The sequence below is a fragment of the Bdellovibrionales bacterium genome, from assembly GCA_019750295.1.
Classification (GTDB): Bacteria; Bdellovibrionota; Bdellovibrionia; order Bdellovibrionales; family JAGQZY01; genus JAIEOS01.
Genome location: JAIEOS010000007.1, coordinates 98589 through 112856, shown reverse-complemented (window position 1 = coordinate 112856; position 14268 = coordinate 98589). Strand labels below are relative to the sequence as shown.

The 14268-nt window shown below is 43.3% G+C and carries 14 protein-coding genes; 8 read left to right on the top strand and 6 right to left on the bottom strand.

The genetic code is table 11. The annotated features are described in order from the left end of the window. The 5 genes from K2Q26_01635 to dnaA form a co-directional block, all read right to left on the bottom strand. The coding region (locus K2Q26_01635) for a hypothetical protein (GenBank protein MBY0314190.1) at positions 1 to 182 on the bottom strand (182 nt) is incomplete at its 3' end. A gap of 72 nt (positions 183 to 254) precedes the next feature. Continuing rightward, positions 255 to 2654, bottom strand: a complete 2400-nt coding sequence (gene gyrB, locus K2Q26_01630; GenBank protein ID MBY0314189.1) for a DNA topoisomerase (ATP-hydrolyzing) subunit B — start codon at positions 2652 to 2654, stop codon at positions 255 to 257. Positions 2655 to 2708: 54 nt separating this feature from the next. After that, positions 2709 to 3866 (bottom strand): DNA replication and repair protein RecF, encoded by a 1158-nt coding sequence (recF, locus tag K2Q26_01625; protein MBY0314188.1) that lies wholly within the window; start codon positions 3864 to 3866, stop codon positions 2709 to 2711. 100 nt (positions 3867 to 3966) lie between these two features. After that, on the bottom strand, positions 3967 to 5088 hold the full coding sequence (dnaN, locus tag K2Q26_01620; GenBank protein ID MBY0314187.1) for a DNA polymerase III subunit beta: 1122 nt from the start codon (positions 5086 to 5088) through the stop codon (positions 3967 to 3969). A gap of 222 nt (positions 5089 to 5310) precedes the next feature. After that, positions 5311 to 6720 carry a chromosomal replication initiator protein DnaA gene (gene dnaA / locus K2Q26_01615; protein ID MBY0314186.1) on the bottom strand — a complete coding sequence of 470 codons (1410 nt, stop codon included), beginning with the start codon at positions 6718 to 6720 and terminating at the stop codon, positions 5311 to 5313. A gap of 194 nt (positions 6721 to 6914) precedes the next feature. Between dnaA and rpmH the strand changes: the two genes are divergently transcribed. From rpmH to K2Q26_01575, 8 genes are read left to right on the top strand one after another with little or no spacing between them, the layout of a single operon-like run. Further along, positions 6915 to 7064, top strand: coding sequence for a 50S ribosomal protein L34 (gene rpmH, locus K2Q26_01610; protein MBY0314185.1), 150 nt, complete (start codon positions 6915 to 6917; stop codon positions 7062 to 7064). Beyond that, complete coding sequence (gene rnpA, locus K2Q26_01605; protein MBY0314184.1) at positions 7054 to 7416, top strand: ribonuclease P protein component; 363 nt, start codon at positions 7054 to 7056, stop codon at positions 7414 to 7416. Before rpmH ends, rnpA begins: the two co-directional genes overlap by 11 nt. A 19-nt stretch (positions 7417 to 7435) precedes the next feature. Beyond that, positions 7436 to 7648, top strand: a complete 213-nt coding sequence (yidD, locus tag K2Q26_01600; protein ID MBY0314183.1) for a membrane protein insertion efficiency factor YidD — start codon at positions 7436 to 7438, stop codon at positions 7646 to 7648. After that, a complete protein-coding gene (gene yidC / locus K2Q26_01595) occupies positions 7645 to 9231 on the top strand; it encodes a membrane protein insertase YidC (GenBank protein ID MBY0314182.1) in 1587 nt (528 codons plus the stop codon). The genes yidD and yidC overlap by 4 nt, the downstream gene beginning before the upstream one ends. A gap of 10 nt (positions 9232 to 9241) precedes the next feature. Continuing rightward, positions 9242 to 9784, top strand: a complete 543-nt coding sequence (locus K2Q26_01590; GenBank protein ID MBY0314181.1) for a hypothetical protein — start codon at positions 9242 to 9244, stop codon at positions 9782 to 9784. Between the two features lies 1 nt (position 9785). After that, complete coding sequence (mnmE, locus tag K2Q26_01585) at positions 9786 to 11180, top strand: tRNA uridine-5-carboxymethylaminomethyl(34) synthesis GTPase MnmE (GenBank protein MBY0314180.1); 1395 nt, start codon at positions 9786 to 9788, stop codon at positions 11178 to 11180. Then, on the top strand, positions 11180 to 13099 hold the full coding sequence (mnmG, locus tag K2Q26_01580) for a tRNA uridine-5-carboxymethylaminomethyl(34) synthesis enzyme MnmG (protein ID MBY0314179.1): 1920 nt from the start codon (positions 11180 to 11182) through the stop codon (positions 13097 to 13099). The genes mnmE and mnmG overlap by 1 nt, the downstream gene beginning before the upstream one ends. Then, the gene (locus K2Q26_01575) at positions 13047 to 13688 is read left to right on the top strand and encodes a class I SAM-dependent methyltransferase (GenBank protein MBY0314178.1); all 642 of its coding nucleotides are present in this window, start codon (positions 13047 to 13049) and stop codon (positions 13686 to 13688) included. Before mnmG ends, K2Q26_01575 begins: the two co-directional genes overlap by 53 nt. A 30-nt stretch (positions 13689 to 13718) precedes the next feature. On the opposite strand, the gene K2Q26_01570 is transcribed toward K2Q26_01575, so the two are convergent. Then, the gene (locus tag K2Q26_01570; GenBank protein ID MBY0314177.1) at positions 13719 to 14216 is read right to left on the bottom strand and encodes a hypothetical protein; all 498 of its coding nucleotides are present in this window, start codon (positions 14214 to 14216) and stop codon (positions 13719 to 13721) included. Positions 14217 to 14268: the final 52 nt, after the last annotated feature.

Sequence of the window (14268 nt, the reverse complement as noted above, 5' to 3'; positions counted from 1 at the left end):
TATTTACCGATAACGTCTCCGACGATACGGGCCGATTTTTTATAAGGCTTATCGTGAGTGTTACTTAACTCATGCATCGCAAAAAGAACGCGACGATGAACCGGCTTTAAGCCATCGCGTACATCCGGTAGCGCTCGTCCGACGATGACGCTCATTGAATACTGAAGGTACGCGTCCTTCATCTCTTGATTGATATCTACTCGAGTTACATTGCTAGGTATATTTGGTTTTTCGTCAGCCATTTTTCAAATTCCTTATACGTCGAGTTCTTTAGCCAGCAGAGCGTTGTCCGAGATAAACTGCCGGCGAGGTTCAACTTCTTCTCCCATGAGAATACTAAAAGTTTCGTCCGCTAACATCGCATCATCTACGTTCACTTGGAGTAATGCGCGGTTCGCAGGATTCAAAGTTGTTTCCCACAACTGCTCTGGATTCATTTCTCCGAGACCCTTATAGCGCTGGATGTAGGCGCCTTTTTTACTTTCCTCGACAAAGTAATCATAAAATTCTTTGTAGGTCGCAAACTCAAGCCCTGCGGTGTTTTGAACTTCGGCTTTCACCGGTAAAGTCACAACGGCGTCTAGATTTTTCCAAGTACCGAACAGATTTTTCCACAAACTCGTTTTGATGTTCGTCACATCGAAGAAGCTATCCTGGGTTCGACCCATTTGATTCGAGCGAATGACAACCTTTTCGTTGGCAGCAAAAGACACCAATTGCACATCCGTTAAAAGAGACTTACTGGCTTTAATCTGAGTGTTGATCTTCGCAACCGTGTTTTTCGCATAGTTTTCATCGCTGATCAATTTCTCGAGATCTATATTCATCGGGAGAAGAATACGACAGAGCTCTGGATCGCAATCGAAAGATTTTTGTTTAATAAGCTCTTCCAGTTTTAAAATGTCGAGTACGAATTTTCGTAACTCGGTCTCAGTCATCGAAGTTTTCTGATTCGAAATTCTAAAGTTAGTAATACCTACTTTTAACAAATGCTCAGTGAGAGCTTTTTCGTCCTTGAGGTAGATCTCCTCTTTCCCTTTTTTGTAGCGATAAAGTGGAGGTTGAGCGATATAGATGTGACCCTTCTCGATCACATCTTTCATCTGACGATAGAAGAATGTGAGAAGAAGAGTTCGAATGTGAGAACCATCCACATCCGCATCTGTCATAATAATAATTTTATGGTAGCGAAGATCGGCGATTTCCATGTTGTCTTTACCGATGCCGACCCCAATGGCCGAAATCATCATCTTGATCTCGTCATTGGTGAGCATTTTATCAAAGCGCGCTTTTTCGACATTCAAGATCTTACCCTTTAAAGGTAAAACCGCTTGAGTGCGACGATCGCGAGCCTGCTTCGCTGATCCCCCCGCAGAGTCCCCTTCCACCAGGTACAATTCACAAAGTGAAGGATCTTTCTCTTGGCAGTCGGCCATTTTTCCGGGAAGTGATCCGCTATCCAGAGCGGTTTTCCGACGAGTTAATTCACGGGCTTTCTTTGCAGCCACACGAGCACGGCAAGCATCCACGCATTTTGCGATGATCGTTTTCGCGACCGCTGGATTTCGATCCAGCCAATCTGCGAGCTTTTCGTTCACAAGAGATTCGACGATCCCTTTAACTTCGGTATTTCCTAATTTTGTTTTTGTCTGACCCTCAAATTGAGGCTCGGGAACTTTTACGCTCACCACCGCAGCTAAACCTTCGCGGATATCTTCACCCTCAAGACTTTCATCTTTTAGATCTTTCAGAAGATTTTTTGTGTTCGCATAGGAGTTCATCGTGCGCGTGAGTGCCCCACGGAAACCCACAAGGTGAGTTCCACCCTCGAAGGTGTTGATGTTGTTACAGTACGAGAAGATGGACTCGGTATAAGAGTCATTCCATTGGAGCGCAATCTCCACATCGACCATGTCTCGGTTACCGGTGAAATAAACGATTTGCGAGTGAAGAGCTTTTTTCGAAGTGTTCAAATGTTCGATGAACTGTTTTACACCCTCGGCATATTGGTAATCTGTTTTTTTCTCAGTGCGCTCATCGGTCAAAGTAAAATGTAAACCGGCATTTAAGAATGCAAGTTCTCGAAAGCGGGCGCCAAGAGTATCAAAATTGTAAGTGAGTTCCGGCTGTCTAAAAATTTCACGATCCGGTTGGAACGTCACTTTGGTGCCAGTATCTTTGGTGGGTCCTAATTTTTCGAGAGGGGCTGTTGGAGCTCCACGTTCAAAAGTTTGTCTCCAGATGAATCCATCGCGATGAACTTCTACGGTACAAAATACCGAAAGCGCATTCACAACCGATGCACCGACCCCGTGAAGACCGCCGGAAACTTTGTAAGTCGATTTATCGAATTTACCACCAGCGTGAAGGACGGTGTAAACCACTTCGAGAGCCGATTTCCCTGATTTGTGAGAATCGACAGGAATACCACGGCCGTCATCCTGCACCGTAATACTTTCGTCCTTGTGAATTGTAATCTGAATTTTTTTGCAATGACCTGCAAGCGCTTCATCCACCGAGTTATCAACAATCTCGTAAACAAGGTGATGATATCCACGAATACCGGTATCACCGATGTACATCCCTGGACGTTTTCTTACTGCCTCTAAGCCTTCGAGGACCTGAATCGAATCCGCATTGTAATCACCGGTCATGATTGTGTTTGTCGGTTTCTCGGTTTCACTATCAGCCACGCGTGTTCCTCCTGGCTAGTAAAGGTTAGACGAACTCGATCCTCCCCAAATTTCGAACAGACCATTTCTCACCGAGTAGGTGGCAAGAGAGTCGGGTCGAATGTTGTTTAAAACCGATCGTTCGGTCGTCGTAATAAAAATTTGAGCATTTATGGTTTCTAAATATTCGATAAGTTTTTGTCTTCGAATCTCATCGAGCTCTGACAAAACATCATCAAGCAATAGCACCGGGTAAATACCGTGAGCCAGGAAGTGTAACCTGATCTGTGCCATTTTGAAAGCCAAAATGATGAGTCTTTGTTGACCTTGTGAGCAAAAAAATCGTGAGTCATTTCCGCCAAGTAGAATGCGAAGATCGTGCTTGTGTGGACCCACTAAACTATACCCAGTTTTGATCTCCGCCGACTTGAGTTCATTCCAACGTTTATACATGGCATCATATGCCACTTGTTCATCCAGCGAGTGAAAATTTTGATTCGAAATGACGTAATCCACCGAGATATCCACGCTCGCATCGAAAATATATTTCAACGCTTCGTCCAAATGGGGCTGTAACATCCGTAAAGTCGTAAAGCGCAGCGCGCACAGGCGGGCCGCCTTACGGAGGTAGGTCTCGGTCAAAGCCTCCAAATAAGCCAAATTTCGAGGCGACTTCTCCACAATCTCTGTACTGAGCTCCTTGAGAAACTTATTGCGCTGCCTTAAAAGTTGGCGACATTCGAGAACAAATTTCTTCTCGTCCTTAAAAACACTCACGATCATTTCGTCGATGAGCTCGCGACGTTGGGAGTCGCTTTCTTTGATGACAGAAAGACTTTCGGGGCTGAACAACACCGAGCTAAAATCGGAGCCCAAAGTTGAAAAGCTGATTTTCTTTTGATTGTGAAACAAAGATTTTTTATCACCCGTCATCGTGCAAGTGATTTCATGATTTAAATTTTTTTGAGAAACCGCGGCAGAAACTCTTGTGCCGAATTCAGAATTCTTCATCACCATGTTGGAAAAATCAGAAGTTCTAAAACTCTTACCTTGAGTAAGAACAAAAATCGCTTCGACTAAACTCGTTTTTCCTTGGGCATTGGCCCCGTAAAACACATTTACTTTAGAATGAAATGCTAAATGGAGATCAACAATATTTCTAAAATGAGTAATCTCAATTTTCTTAAAGTGCATAGATCGTCATCCTGTGCAACGCGAAGAATCTTGGATAGTCAGAGTTCCATCGCTACGCTCTGGAAGACAACACTATCCAAGGGTTTTTCCACAACGGAGTTTAAATTCTCATCGGCATTACAACACAGGTGTAATCTTTGTCTTTCGCCGGGCGAATTAATCCTGGAGAAAGTTGTCCATCGAGCTGTAAAGCGAGATTTTCTTCTTCGAAACTGTTGAGAATATCCAAAATGTATCGAGCGTTGAAGCCGATCTTCAGATCTTCCCCAGAGTAATCCACATCGATTTCTTCTTTAGCATCACCAAGCTCTGGATTGTTGGAAGAAATTTCCATTTTACCATTGCTGAGAGCAATGGTAACACCTTTCGATTTGTGATTGGATAAGAGAGACACGCGACGAATGCATCCCAGGAAAACTTCGCGGTTAATTCCTGCCTGACGCTTCATCGTCTGTGGAATAAGTTGTTGATAGTTGGGATATTTACCTTCGATCAAACGAACCATTAAAACGGTGCGATTGTTTTTTATAATTAATTGGGAACCTTCAAATGCCATTTCCACATCGGTGTCCATCGCATCGATCAATTTCTTGATCTCTCCGAGACCTTTTCGAGGAATGATCACGCCTTGAGTCGGCAAAGCATTGCTTGAATCTTGCTCGATGTCTCTGTCGACCAAACTTAATCGGTGACCATCTGTTGCAACCATACGGAAACTCGTTTTGTTCGCAGATTCTTTTTTCTCAAAATAAACGCCATTCAAGTGATAGCGAGTTTCGTCGTTCGAAACACTGTAGATCGTTCGTTCGATCATTTCGGAAAACACTTTTGCATCGATCTTTACAAACTCTTTTGTTTTAAAGGACGGGAAGATGGGGTACTCCTCAGCGCCGATACCCACTAAATTGAAAACGGATTTGTTTTGTTTGATCTCCATCCAATTGTTTTTCTTTTTGGTTAAAAGAATGGGTCCCTCGCTCAACTCTTTAACGATATCAAAAAGGTTTCTCGCGTTGATTGCGATTTGACCCTCTTCCGAAATCTCTGCATCGCATTCATCGGTTAAACTCACTTCCAAATCGGTTGCAAAAACTTTAAGCTTGTTTTTGTGAGCATCAAAAAGAACATTCACGAGAACTGGCATGGTGTTTCTTTTTTCTACGATGTTCTGTGTTTTACTTAAGAGACCAATCAGATCTTTTTTTTCTATTTTTATCTTCATAATATCTTCCGTTCTCGTTCTTATTATTAATTATATATAAATATATAGTAGTAGTTGTAGGGGCGTTGATAACTCACTTATCTACTTAAACGCTTGATATCCTTTGCCAAAAAACCATTATTCAAACTCTTAATTCCTCTTTAAAATCCGGCCAAAAATGTTCATAAAACAACCCACAGAATTATGAACCTAGTTATCCACATGTTTACACACATCGGTTATTCACACCCCTGTGATATTGTGGATACGACTTTGTAACTCGTCGAAATCTCTCTTTAAATCTAAATCCTCACTCATCTGACTTTCAGTCCGACGCAAAGCATTCAAAACCGTGGTGTGGTCCCTGCTTCCAAAGGCCCTACCGATATCCACAAGCGATTTATCGAGGTGCAATTTGATGAGATACATCGCCATTTGGCGTGCTGTAACAATAGGCTTATTGCGAGTTTTCGATTTTAAATCGACCACTCGAATTTTGTAATGCTCTGCAGTTAATCTCTGAATCTCATCGATCGTAATGGTCGTGCTGTCATCATGAACCGCGAGAACTTTTTTGGTGATATCGAGATTGATCGGTAAACCTTGGAGCTCCGAGAACATCTTTACTTTGTTTAAATTGCCTTCGAGTTCACGGATCGAACGCTTCGAAATTTTAGCGATATAAGTGACCACTTCATCTGGCAGTAAGATGCGGCGTTTTTCAGCCTTGTAACGAAGAATGGCCATACGAGTCTCGATGTCAGGCATCTGAATATCAGCGATAAGTCCCCACTCGAGACGGGTTCGAATGCGATCCTCGAGACCTTTAATATCTTTAGGAATACGATCGGAGGCGACCACCACTTGACGGCCTTTTTCAAAGAAATCATTGAGTGTATGAAAGAACTCTTCTTGAACCGCTTCTCCGCGTCCCAAAACCTGAATATCATCCATCAATAAGAGATCGCAGTTTTCGCGATATTTCTTTTTAAACTTATCCATCTCTCCGCGACGAATGCAGGAGGTGAATTCATTTAAAAATCTTTCGGCAGAGATGTACATGATACGAGACTGCGGAATGCTATCGCGAATATGATTTCCCACCGCATGAAGCAAGTGAGTTTTACCCATACCTGTAGGTCCACAGATAAAGAGCGGATTGTAGCCCTCTGAACCCGGGCGCTGAGCGATTCGAAATGATGTCGCATGGGCAAATTCATTGTTTCTACCGACGACAAAGGACGAAAAAGTATATTCAGGATTTAAAAAATCACCGTGCTTTTTAACTTCGATCGGGGGGCGAGGCATGGCCGCACTGATCTCTTGGGAACTCATCGCTTGATGAAGAGCTCCGGGGCTTTCCGGAGGAATCGGGATCGATTTTCCGGTGACCACCAATTCCACGCTAAAAGGCTGCTGATATATAGACGAGATTTCGGAACAGATTCGATCGATGAGATTCTCCGAGATCCAATATTTATGAAGTTCGGTCGGGACACCCAGTTTGAATCGATTGGAGTTGTTATCGCTTCGCTCAATAGATAATAGATCTGTAGGGTTAAACCATGTTTGCAATGGCTTATTATCTGCATTCTTCGAGATCAGACTGCTTTTGACGACTTTCCAGATGTTTTCATTTTCAGATAATTGCATTTATTCCCTTAGTGACCCAATAACAGACCCTTTTAACTCAAATGAACCAATTCCGGGAGAAAATAGCAGTCCCCCAGTGCTCGGAGAAATTATTTCATAAATCGCCAGAGATCAAGCTCTGCTCAAAGGTTCAACATCTTGACCTTTAGAGTCGTTTATGGTTTAAAAATCTTCTTTTAAATGGAGAAGTTAGAATGAAAAGAACCTTACAACCTAAGCGCACGCGTAAAAAGAAAACCCACGGATTTCGTAAGAGAATGAAGACTGAGAAGGGTAAAAAGGTTCTTTCGCGACGCAGAGCTAAGGGCAGAAAGCGCCTAGCTGTTAAGAAGCGTGGAAAATAGCAAAAATTTAAGTTCTCTGAAGAGAAAATTTGAATTTCAAAGACTTAAGCTCCAAGGAAAAAAGCTGAACGCGTCAAGTTGGCTCTTGGTTAATTTCGCCAAGAACCAAGTAGGGCACCTACGAATTGGTTGTACGTTGCCTGCACGAATTGGTCCTGCGGTAACGCGGAATCGACTCAGACGTTGGAGCAAAGAATTTTTTAGACGGCAGGATTTAACCCTAAATGTTGATATAAGCCTGGTTTTTCGTGAGTTTAGGGATGCTGAAGATGGATATAAAAGTTTAAAACATGCAGATTTTGATCGCATACTCAAAAAAACTTGGGAAAGCGTTAAAGAGCGGACTTCTTAATGGTCCAAACTTGGTCGCCATGGCTCTGATTGCTTTCTACCGGTTGGCAATCAGTCCTTATTTACTTCCGTCGTGTCGGTTTCAACCGACCTGTTCTAAATACGCTTTAGATGCTTACAAGAATTTTAATTTTTTTATCGCTTCATTTTTTGTCGTCAAAAGAATTTGTAAATGTCATCCGTTGGGAGGACAGGGCTATGATCCTCTTCCCTTAAAGGAAACCGCATCATGAAGAATCCAAATCAGCCGTTTTTTGATAAAAACACGTTTATAGCAATTCTATTGTCCTTCACTGTTTTCTTTTGCTGGCAATTTTACGTTTCTAAAAAATATCCTCCAAAAAATCAGCCAGAGCCCTCGGTAGTTCAGGCCTCGGAAACTCCAGCAGCCAATGAAAGCACTCAGACGGCCGGAGAAACGCAAGTCAAATTGGAGCCCTCTCTTGTGGCGCCGGTTAAGGATCCTCGAAACCAAAAATTAGCTGCGTTTAAAACTTCGGAAGTTTCTATGACGGTCACCAACCGCGGTATGGGCTTAACTGAACTTGCTTTGAACGACCTTAAGGATCGTTCGGGCAATCCCATCAAGTATACGACGCAAGAGTTCCTTCCGATCGCTGAGACGAGAATTAATGGAGCCCCGGTTCTTTTCGAAGTCACGCAAAAGGCGGAAAATGAGTTCGTCGGCGAAGCGGATGTCGATAATGTTCACGTCACAAAAACCTTGGTTTTTGACACTAAAAAATATGTCGCCAATATCACAACCCAACTCACTTCCAAAGATCGTCGCCTTCTTTCGGTGAGCCATCGATTGAGCGACTCGGTTCGTGAAGTGAGCACAAGTTGGATTTTACCCTCTTACGAGCATCAAGAATTTTTTGCCCTCAATCACGATGGTAAACAAAGGCAAATGCTGAATCCTAAAGAGGCAACTCCTGTGAGCTACGATAATGCGACGGTGGCAGCGCTCAGCTCACATTACTTTTCTTTGGCATTTGTAAATCGATCGGACTTGATTCCTAAAATGGCGGCGCAGGTCAATACCCAAGATCAAACAGCTGTTCTCGAATACACCTACCAGACCGTAGAGCCCGTGGATCAGTTGGTGACAAAAACTATGTTTTTCTTTGGGCCCAAAGATTTGGAACTCCTTAAATCCATAGATCCAGAGATGACGGATATTATCGATTTTGGATTTTTTGGGTTTATTGGCAAACCACTCCTATCGACGATGAAGTTTATTTTTGCCTTTATCCAAAACTGGGGCGTGGCCATCATTCTTTTAACCATTTTAATTCGTATTGTTTTACTGCCGCTCAATTTGTACTCGTACAAGGCGATGAAGCGCATGCAGAAGATTCAACCTCTCCTTAAGTCGATCAAAGAAAAATACAAAAACGACCCGGCGCGAATGAATCAGGAGACCCTGCAAATCATGCGCACCGAAAAGGCCAACCCATTGAGCGGTTGTTTACCAATGTTAATGCAAATCCCAATCTTTTTTGCGCTCTATCAAGTTCTTGGTAAAAGTATCGAACTCTATCAAGCGCCTTTCGCCTTCTGGATTCACGATTTAAGTCTTAAAGATCCGTTTTTTGTTCTACCTATTCTAGTGGGAATCACCTTCTTCGTTCAGCAGAAGATTACTCCAACGACATCGATGGATCCGGCTCAACAGAAGGTTCTTCTGTTTATGCCTCTTATTTTTTCGGTTTTTATGTTATCAGTCCCCAGTGGTCTTACTCTCTATATGTTTGTGAATTCACTATTTGGGGTTATTCAACAATTCGTTTTTACAAGACAAACAACAGCCTAGGAGGATGTATATGGGTCTGCTCGGTAGACTTTTCGGCGGCGGAGATAAAACAGGAAATTATAAGACACCAAAACACTTGGTCGAAGGTGTTCTTAATGGCTTAATTGAGAAAGGTTCTTTTGAACTTTCTTTTGATCTCGAACAAGACAAAAGCCAAGACGTCGAGATGATCAAGGTTAACTTTTACGGTGTGGACGAGGAAATGCTGACCGTGCGCGATGGAATGCTTTTAGAAGCGTTTCAACTTTTCTTAAAGCGCGCAGTTCAGCACCAATTTGCGGAAAATCCAGTAAACATCTCCTGTGATGCCAACGGATATCGCGAAAAAGAAAATCAGTCTCTAGAAGCGATGATTGAAAAGCTCAAAGACAAAGCCCTTGAGCAGAACCGTTCGGTTTATGTGAAAGCTCTTTCGCCTAAAGAAAGACGCGTGGTCCATCAGTTCCTTTCCAAAGATGATCGCGTAAAGAGTAAATCGATTGGCGATGGTCATTATAAGAAAATTAAAATTTTTCCTGTGAACGCCAAACAAACACAGGACCCAGCGGAGTAACTTGCGCTTTATTGATTTAATCGATGAGACGATTTGTGCACAAATAACACCTCAAGGGCAGTCTGGCATCGCCGTTGTCAGATTGTCCGGTGACAAATCGCTCTCGATCACCAGGAAGTTTTGTTCTTTTGTACCTTCCAGCCCTGAATCTCATCGTGTTTATTATGGTTACTTAAAAGATGCCGAAGGCCTCAATATTGATGAGGTCTTGGTGACCTATTTTGCCAAGGGCAAATCCTTTACGGGCGATGAATCTATAGAAATCTCCTGCCATGGGGGGTTTAGTGTGGCCCATCGAATTTTAAGTGAACTTGCCGTCGCGGGTTGCCGGCCGGCCGAACGCGGAGAGTTTTCTTTCCGAGCTTTTTATAATGGGAAGATCGATCTGGTCCAGGCCGAAGGGGTGCTTTCGATCATTCAAAGTCAGACCGAAAAATCTCGTGCGATCGCCATCGAACAAATCCGCGGAAAATTATCGGACAAGTTAGCTTCCATTGAAGAAGGTCTGATTTTTATTTTGGCCCAGCTCGAAGCGTCCATCGATTTTTCCACTGAAGACATTCAGCCCTATACCCTGGACGAAATGACAGGGACCATGGAAGCTCAGCGAGATGCCATCAAAGACTTGGTGGAATCTTATAAGAGCGGCAAAATTTTAAAAGATGGGGTTCGCGTTCTTATCGCTGGACCCACCAATGCCGGAAAGTCCAGTTTATATAATCATCTGATCGGCGAACACAAAGCCATTGTTACCGACATTGCCGGTACCACTCGGGATATTTTAGAAACGTCTATTATATTAGACGGAATTCAAATTCGATTGATCGATAGCGCGGGACTTCGCGAGACAACCGACGTTGTCGAAAAAATGGGGATCGATAGATCACTTCAGGCCATCAAGGATGCCGACTTCATCTTGTATATGTTGGATAGTCAAAACTTGGAAAATGACTACTCATCAATATTGAGTAGCTTGAATAAGACATTTTTTGTGGTGAACAAGATGGATTTGGCTGGGGATTCAGTGGATACACAAAAGGGTATTCAAGAAAAACTGCTCGGACGAGTTGACTATCCAGCCGGACAGCCTATTCACTGGATCAGTGTAAAAAATAATCAGGGAATTCAAGAGCTTATAGCGGCTATTCAAAAGACCTGTTCAAACAATTTAAGTCAAAGTGACCATTTGATTACTCAATTTAGGCACTTTGATCACCTTTCGAAGGCCCTGGAATTCATGAATTTGGCCATCTCGCAGGTAAAAAAGCAAGGCAGTTACGATTTAATTGCCCAGGATATTCAGATGAGTTTAAAAGAGATCCTGACTCTTCTTGGCAAAGAGTTTGACGAGCAGATTCTTGATAAAGTCTTTAGCCAATTTTGCTTAGGAAAGTAATGGAAACAAAGAACTTCGATATTATTGTTGTAGGTGCAGGTCATGCCGGTGTGGAAGCCGCATTGGCCGGTCATCGCCTTAACAAAAAAGTTCTTTTGATCACGACCCGTCTCGATCGCATTGCCTACATGAGTTGCAACCCCTCCATCGGCGGACTCGCCAAAGGTCATATTGTCCGGGAGATCGATGTTTTGGGTGGAAGTATGGGGATGGTCGCGGACAAAACTTGCATTCAGTTCAAAAGATTAAATGCGAATCGCGGTCCAGCGGTTCGTGGCTCGCGGGCTCAATGCGATAAGGATCTCTACTGCCAAGAGATGGCTCTAGTTTTTAAAAACTCTGCGAATGTCCGGCTCTTACAAGGCGAAGTAAAGTCCCTAGTTCTCGACAAAGGTCAGTGCAATGGTGTGGTGATGGAGGATGGAGCTGAGATTTTCTCTAAAACTGTCGTCATCACGACCGGAACCTTTATGCGTGGAGTGATGCACATCGGGACCCAAAGAATAGAAGGCGGAAGAGTGGGCGACAAGGCCACGGTCGGAATTTCGGATCAACTTTCCGAAAACGGCTTTAAAGTCATTCGACTAAAGACCGGGACACCGCCCAGGCTTGCGAAAAGTTCGATCGATTGGTCTAAGACAGAGCCTCAGTACGGCGATGATCAATTTATTCCCTTTAGTTTTCGAAGCGAAAAAAAATTAAGCCTTCCGCAAATTGCGTGTTACCTCACACATACCAACGAAAAAACTCATGAGATTATTCGTCGGAATTTGCACGTTTCTCCTATGTTTACTGGACAAATAGAGGGCTTAGGACCGAGATATTGCCCCAGTATTGAGGATAAGATCACTCGTTTCGCGGAAAAACTCACGCATCAAACCTTTCTTGAGCCGGAAGGACTAAATACCGAGTTAATTTATTTACAAGGAATTTCAACAAGTTTGCCCGAAGAAATACAACTCGAGTTTTTAAAAACGATTCCAGGGCTTGAAAATGTTAAAATCATCCGTCCGGGTTATGCTGTGGAGTACGACTGCATAGAGCCGACCCAACTCGAGGTTACTTTAGAGACGAGAAATATTAGAAATCTCTATCTTGCGGGACAAATCAACGGGACGAGCGGTTATGAGGAGGCCGGTGGACAGGGCTTGCTCGCCGGTATCAATGCGTCTTTAAAAATAGATCAAAAGGATCCTCTAATTTTAACTCGGGATCAAGCTTACCTGGGTGTTCTCGTCGATGACCTCGTGACGAAAGGCACTCGTGAGCCCTATCGCATGTTCACTTCGCGCGCTGAGCACCGTTTAGTTTTAAGAGAAGATAATACTATCAATAGGTTATTTGATGTTGCGACGAAGTTACGTTTAATCAACGACACCGAGAAAACCCGCCTGGAGTCTATTCTCGATCAAAGAAAAGAGCTCGTAAACACACTAAAAACCACGAAAATTAGTCCAACGGCGACCACTTTAGATAAACTTTCACAACTAGGAACCAAGCCGATCTATAAGCAAACGTCTCTCGCTGATCTCTTACGTCGGGACGAAATCAAATTTGCGAATCTTTTGGAATTTGGGATCCAACCTGTGGACTCCATGGACGTGGCGGAACCGGCAGAGATTGAAATCAAATACGAAGGATATATTACAAGGCAAAATGGATTAATCGCTATGTCGAAAAAAATGGAAATGATGACTCTTCCAGAAGATATCGATTATTCTTTTATCCGCGGTCTTTCCCGAGAAGAGACCGAAAAATTAAATCGAGTTCGTCCGCGCACCATTGGGCAGGCGCAGAGGATCAGTGGAGTGAATCCATCAGCAACTCAGGCGATACTCATTTACCTCAAAATGCATAGGAATGAAGATGCAAACCGACATCGATCGTCTGAAAGAATATCTTCCACAGCTCAACCCTAATATTCTTAGAAAACTACGCACCTATCATGATGAAATGATGCAGTTCAACACCAAGATGAATCTCGTTTCAGCAGGAGTTGCCCTAACAATAGGCAGGCAATTCTTTGCAGACGCTGTCCTTGGAGTAGAATGCTTAAATCTTCAGCAGAAGCTCAAGAACGAGGTGTACGATTTGGGGGGTGGAAGTGTAGGCTTTCCTGGGATTGCCCTCGCTATTCTGTTTCCGAGCATCAAAGTGAATTATATCGAAAAAGATTCTCGTAAGCAGGAGTTTTTGAAGCACGCCATTCAGATCTTGGAACTTGGAAACTGTACTGCGGTGCCTAAGCAAGTGGAGCACCTTCCGAAAGATTCAGTGGAAACAGCTCTCATTCGTACAAGCTCGCCGATTTACAACACATTGATTCAAATGGGATCTATTCTCAAGCAGAACGGATCGATCTTCCACTTTAAAGCCGACAATTGGTCCTCAGAGGTTGCCGCATGTCCCACGCAGATCTTTACAAAGTGGGATATATCAGCCATTGGCAGTTACACACTCCCTGACAGCACGATTCAGCGGGTGATCGTCGAAACACGCCGTAAATAATGTTCCACGTGGAACATTGTGAGTAGTCACTTAGTGACCACCCTTGTTCTCCTCTGCGGGCTTCGGCGGCGGGGGCAGCATAGGGGCAAGCTTTTCATCTTCCCAAGGACGTTTCGGTGGATTTGCCTCTCGATCCAGTAAGAAATCACTGTATTGCTTATCCAAATCGTCCTTGCTGAGTAGTCCTTGATTATCCAAAAGATATTTCTTACGAGAAAGAGACTTAATTTTGAGATAATTGATCCCTTGCTCGAGATAAATAACATTCTGGTTTATGGCTTGGCGCTGCTTGCGAAGGATATCCAAAATTTTCGGACTCATCGTTAGTGCGTCCGTTTTCTCGTCAATTCCTTTCCCTTGGAGAGCGAGAACATTCTTTTTCTTCTCAAGCTCACTGAGTTCTGACTGATAGGTGCGATAAATCTTATCGTCGGTCTCATTGAGCTTGGGCGGATCCTTTTTGCAGCCAAAAAGGAAGATGAGAGATAAAAGGGGCAGAAGTTTTCGAATATTTAATGATAGCGTCATAAAAAGATGTTCCACGTGGAACAATCGGTAAAATCTCTTGAAAAGTTTATTA

Bases quoted from the DNA above. Each gene is read 5' to 3' on its own strand.
- gyrB (MBY0314189.1), bottom strand. From the start codon at position 2,654: ATGACCGGTGATTACAATGCGGATTCGATTCAGGTCCTCGAAGGCTTA.
- recF (MBY0314188.1), bottom strand. From the start codon at position 3,866: ATGCACTTTAAGAAAATTGAGATTACTCATTTTAGAAATATTGTTGAT.
- dnaN (MBY0314187.1), bottom strand. From the start codon at position 5,088: ATGAAGATAAAAATAGAAAAAAAAGATCTGATTGGTCTCTTAAGTAAA.
- dnaA (MBY0314186.1), bottom strand. From the start codon at position 6,720: ATGCAATTATCTGAAAATGAAAACATCTGGAAAGTCGTCAAAAGCAGT.
- rpmH (MBY0314185.1), top strand. From the start codon at position 6,915: ATGAAAAGAACCTTACAACCTAAGCGCACGCGTAAAAAGAAAACCCAC.
- yidD (MBY0314183.1), top strand. From the start codon at position 7,436: ATGGCTCTGATTGCTTTCTACCGGTTGGCAATCAGTCCTTATTTACTT.
- yidC (MBY0314182.1), top strand. From the start codon at position 7,645: ATGAAGAATCCAAATCAGCCGTTTTTTGATAAAAACACGTTTATAGCA.
- K2Q26_01590 (MBY0314181.1), top strand. From the start codon at position 9,242: ATGGGTCTGCTCGGTAGACTTTTCGGCGGCGGAGATAAAACAGGAAAT.
- mnmG (MBY0314179.1), top strand. From the start codon at position 11,180: ATGGAAACAAAGAACTTCGATATTATTGTTGTAGGTGCAGGTCATGCC.
- K2Q26_01575 (MBY0314178.1), top strand. From the start codon at position 13,047: ATGCAAACCGACATCGATCGTCTGAAAGAATATCTTCCACAGCTCAAC.
- K2Q26_01570 (MBY0314177.1), bottom strand. From the start codon at position 14,216: ATGACGCTATCATTAAATATTCGAAAACTTCTGCCCCTTTTATCTCTC.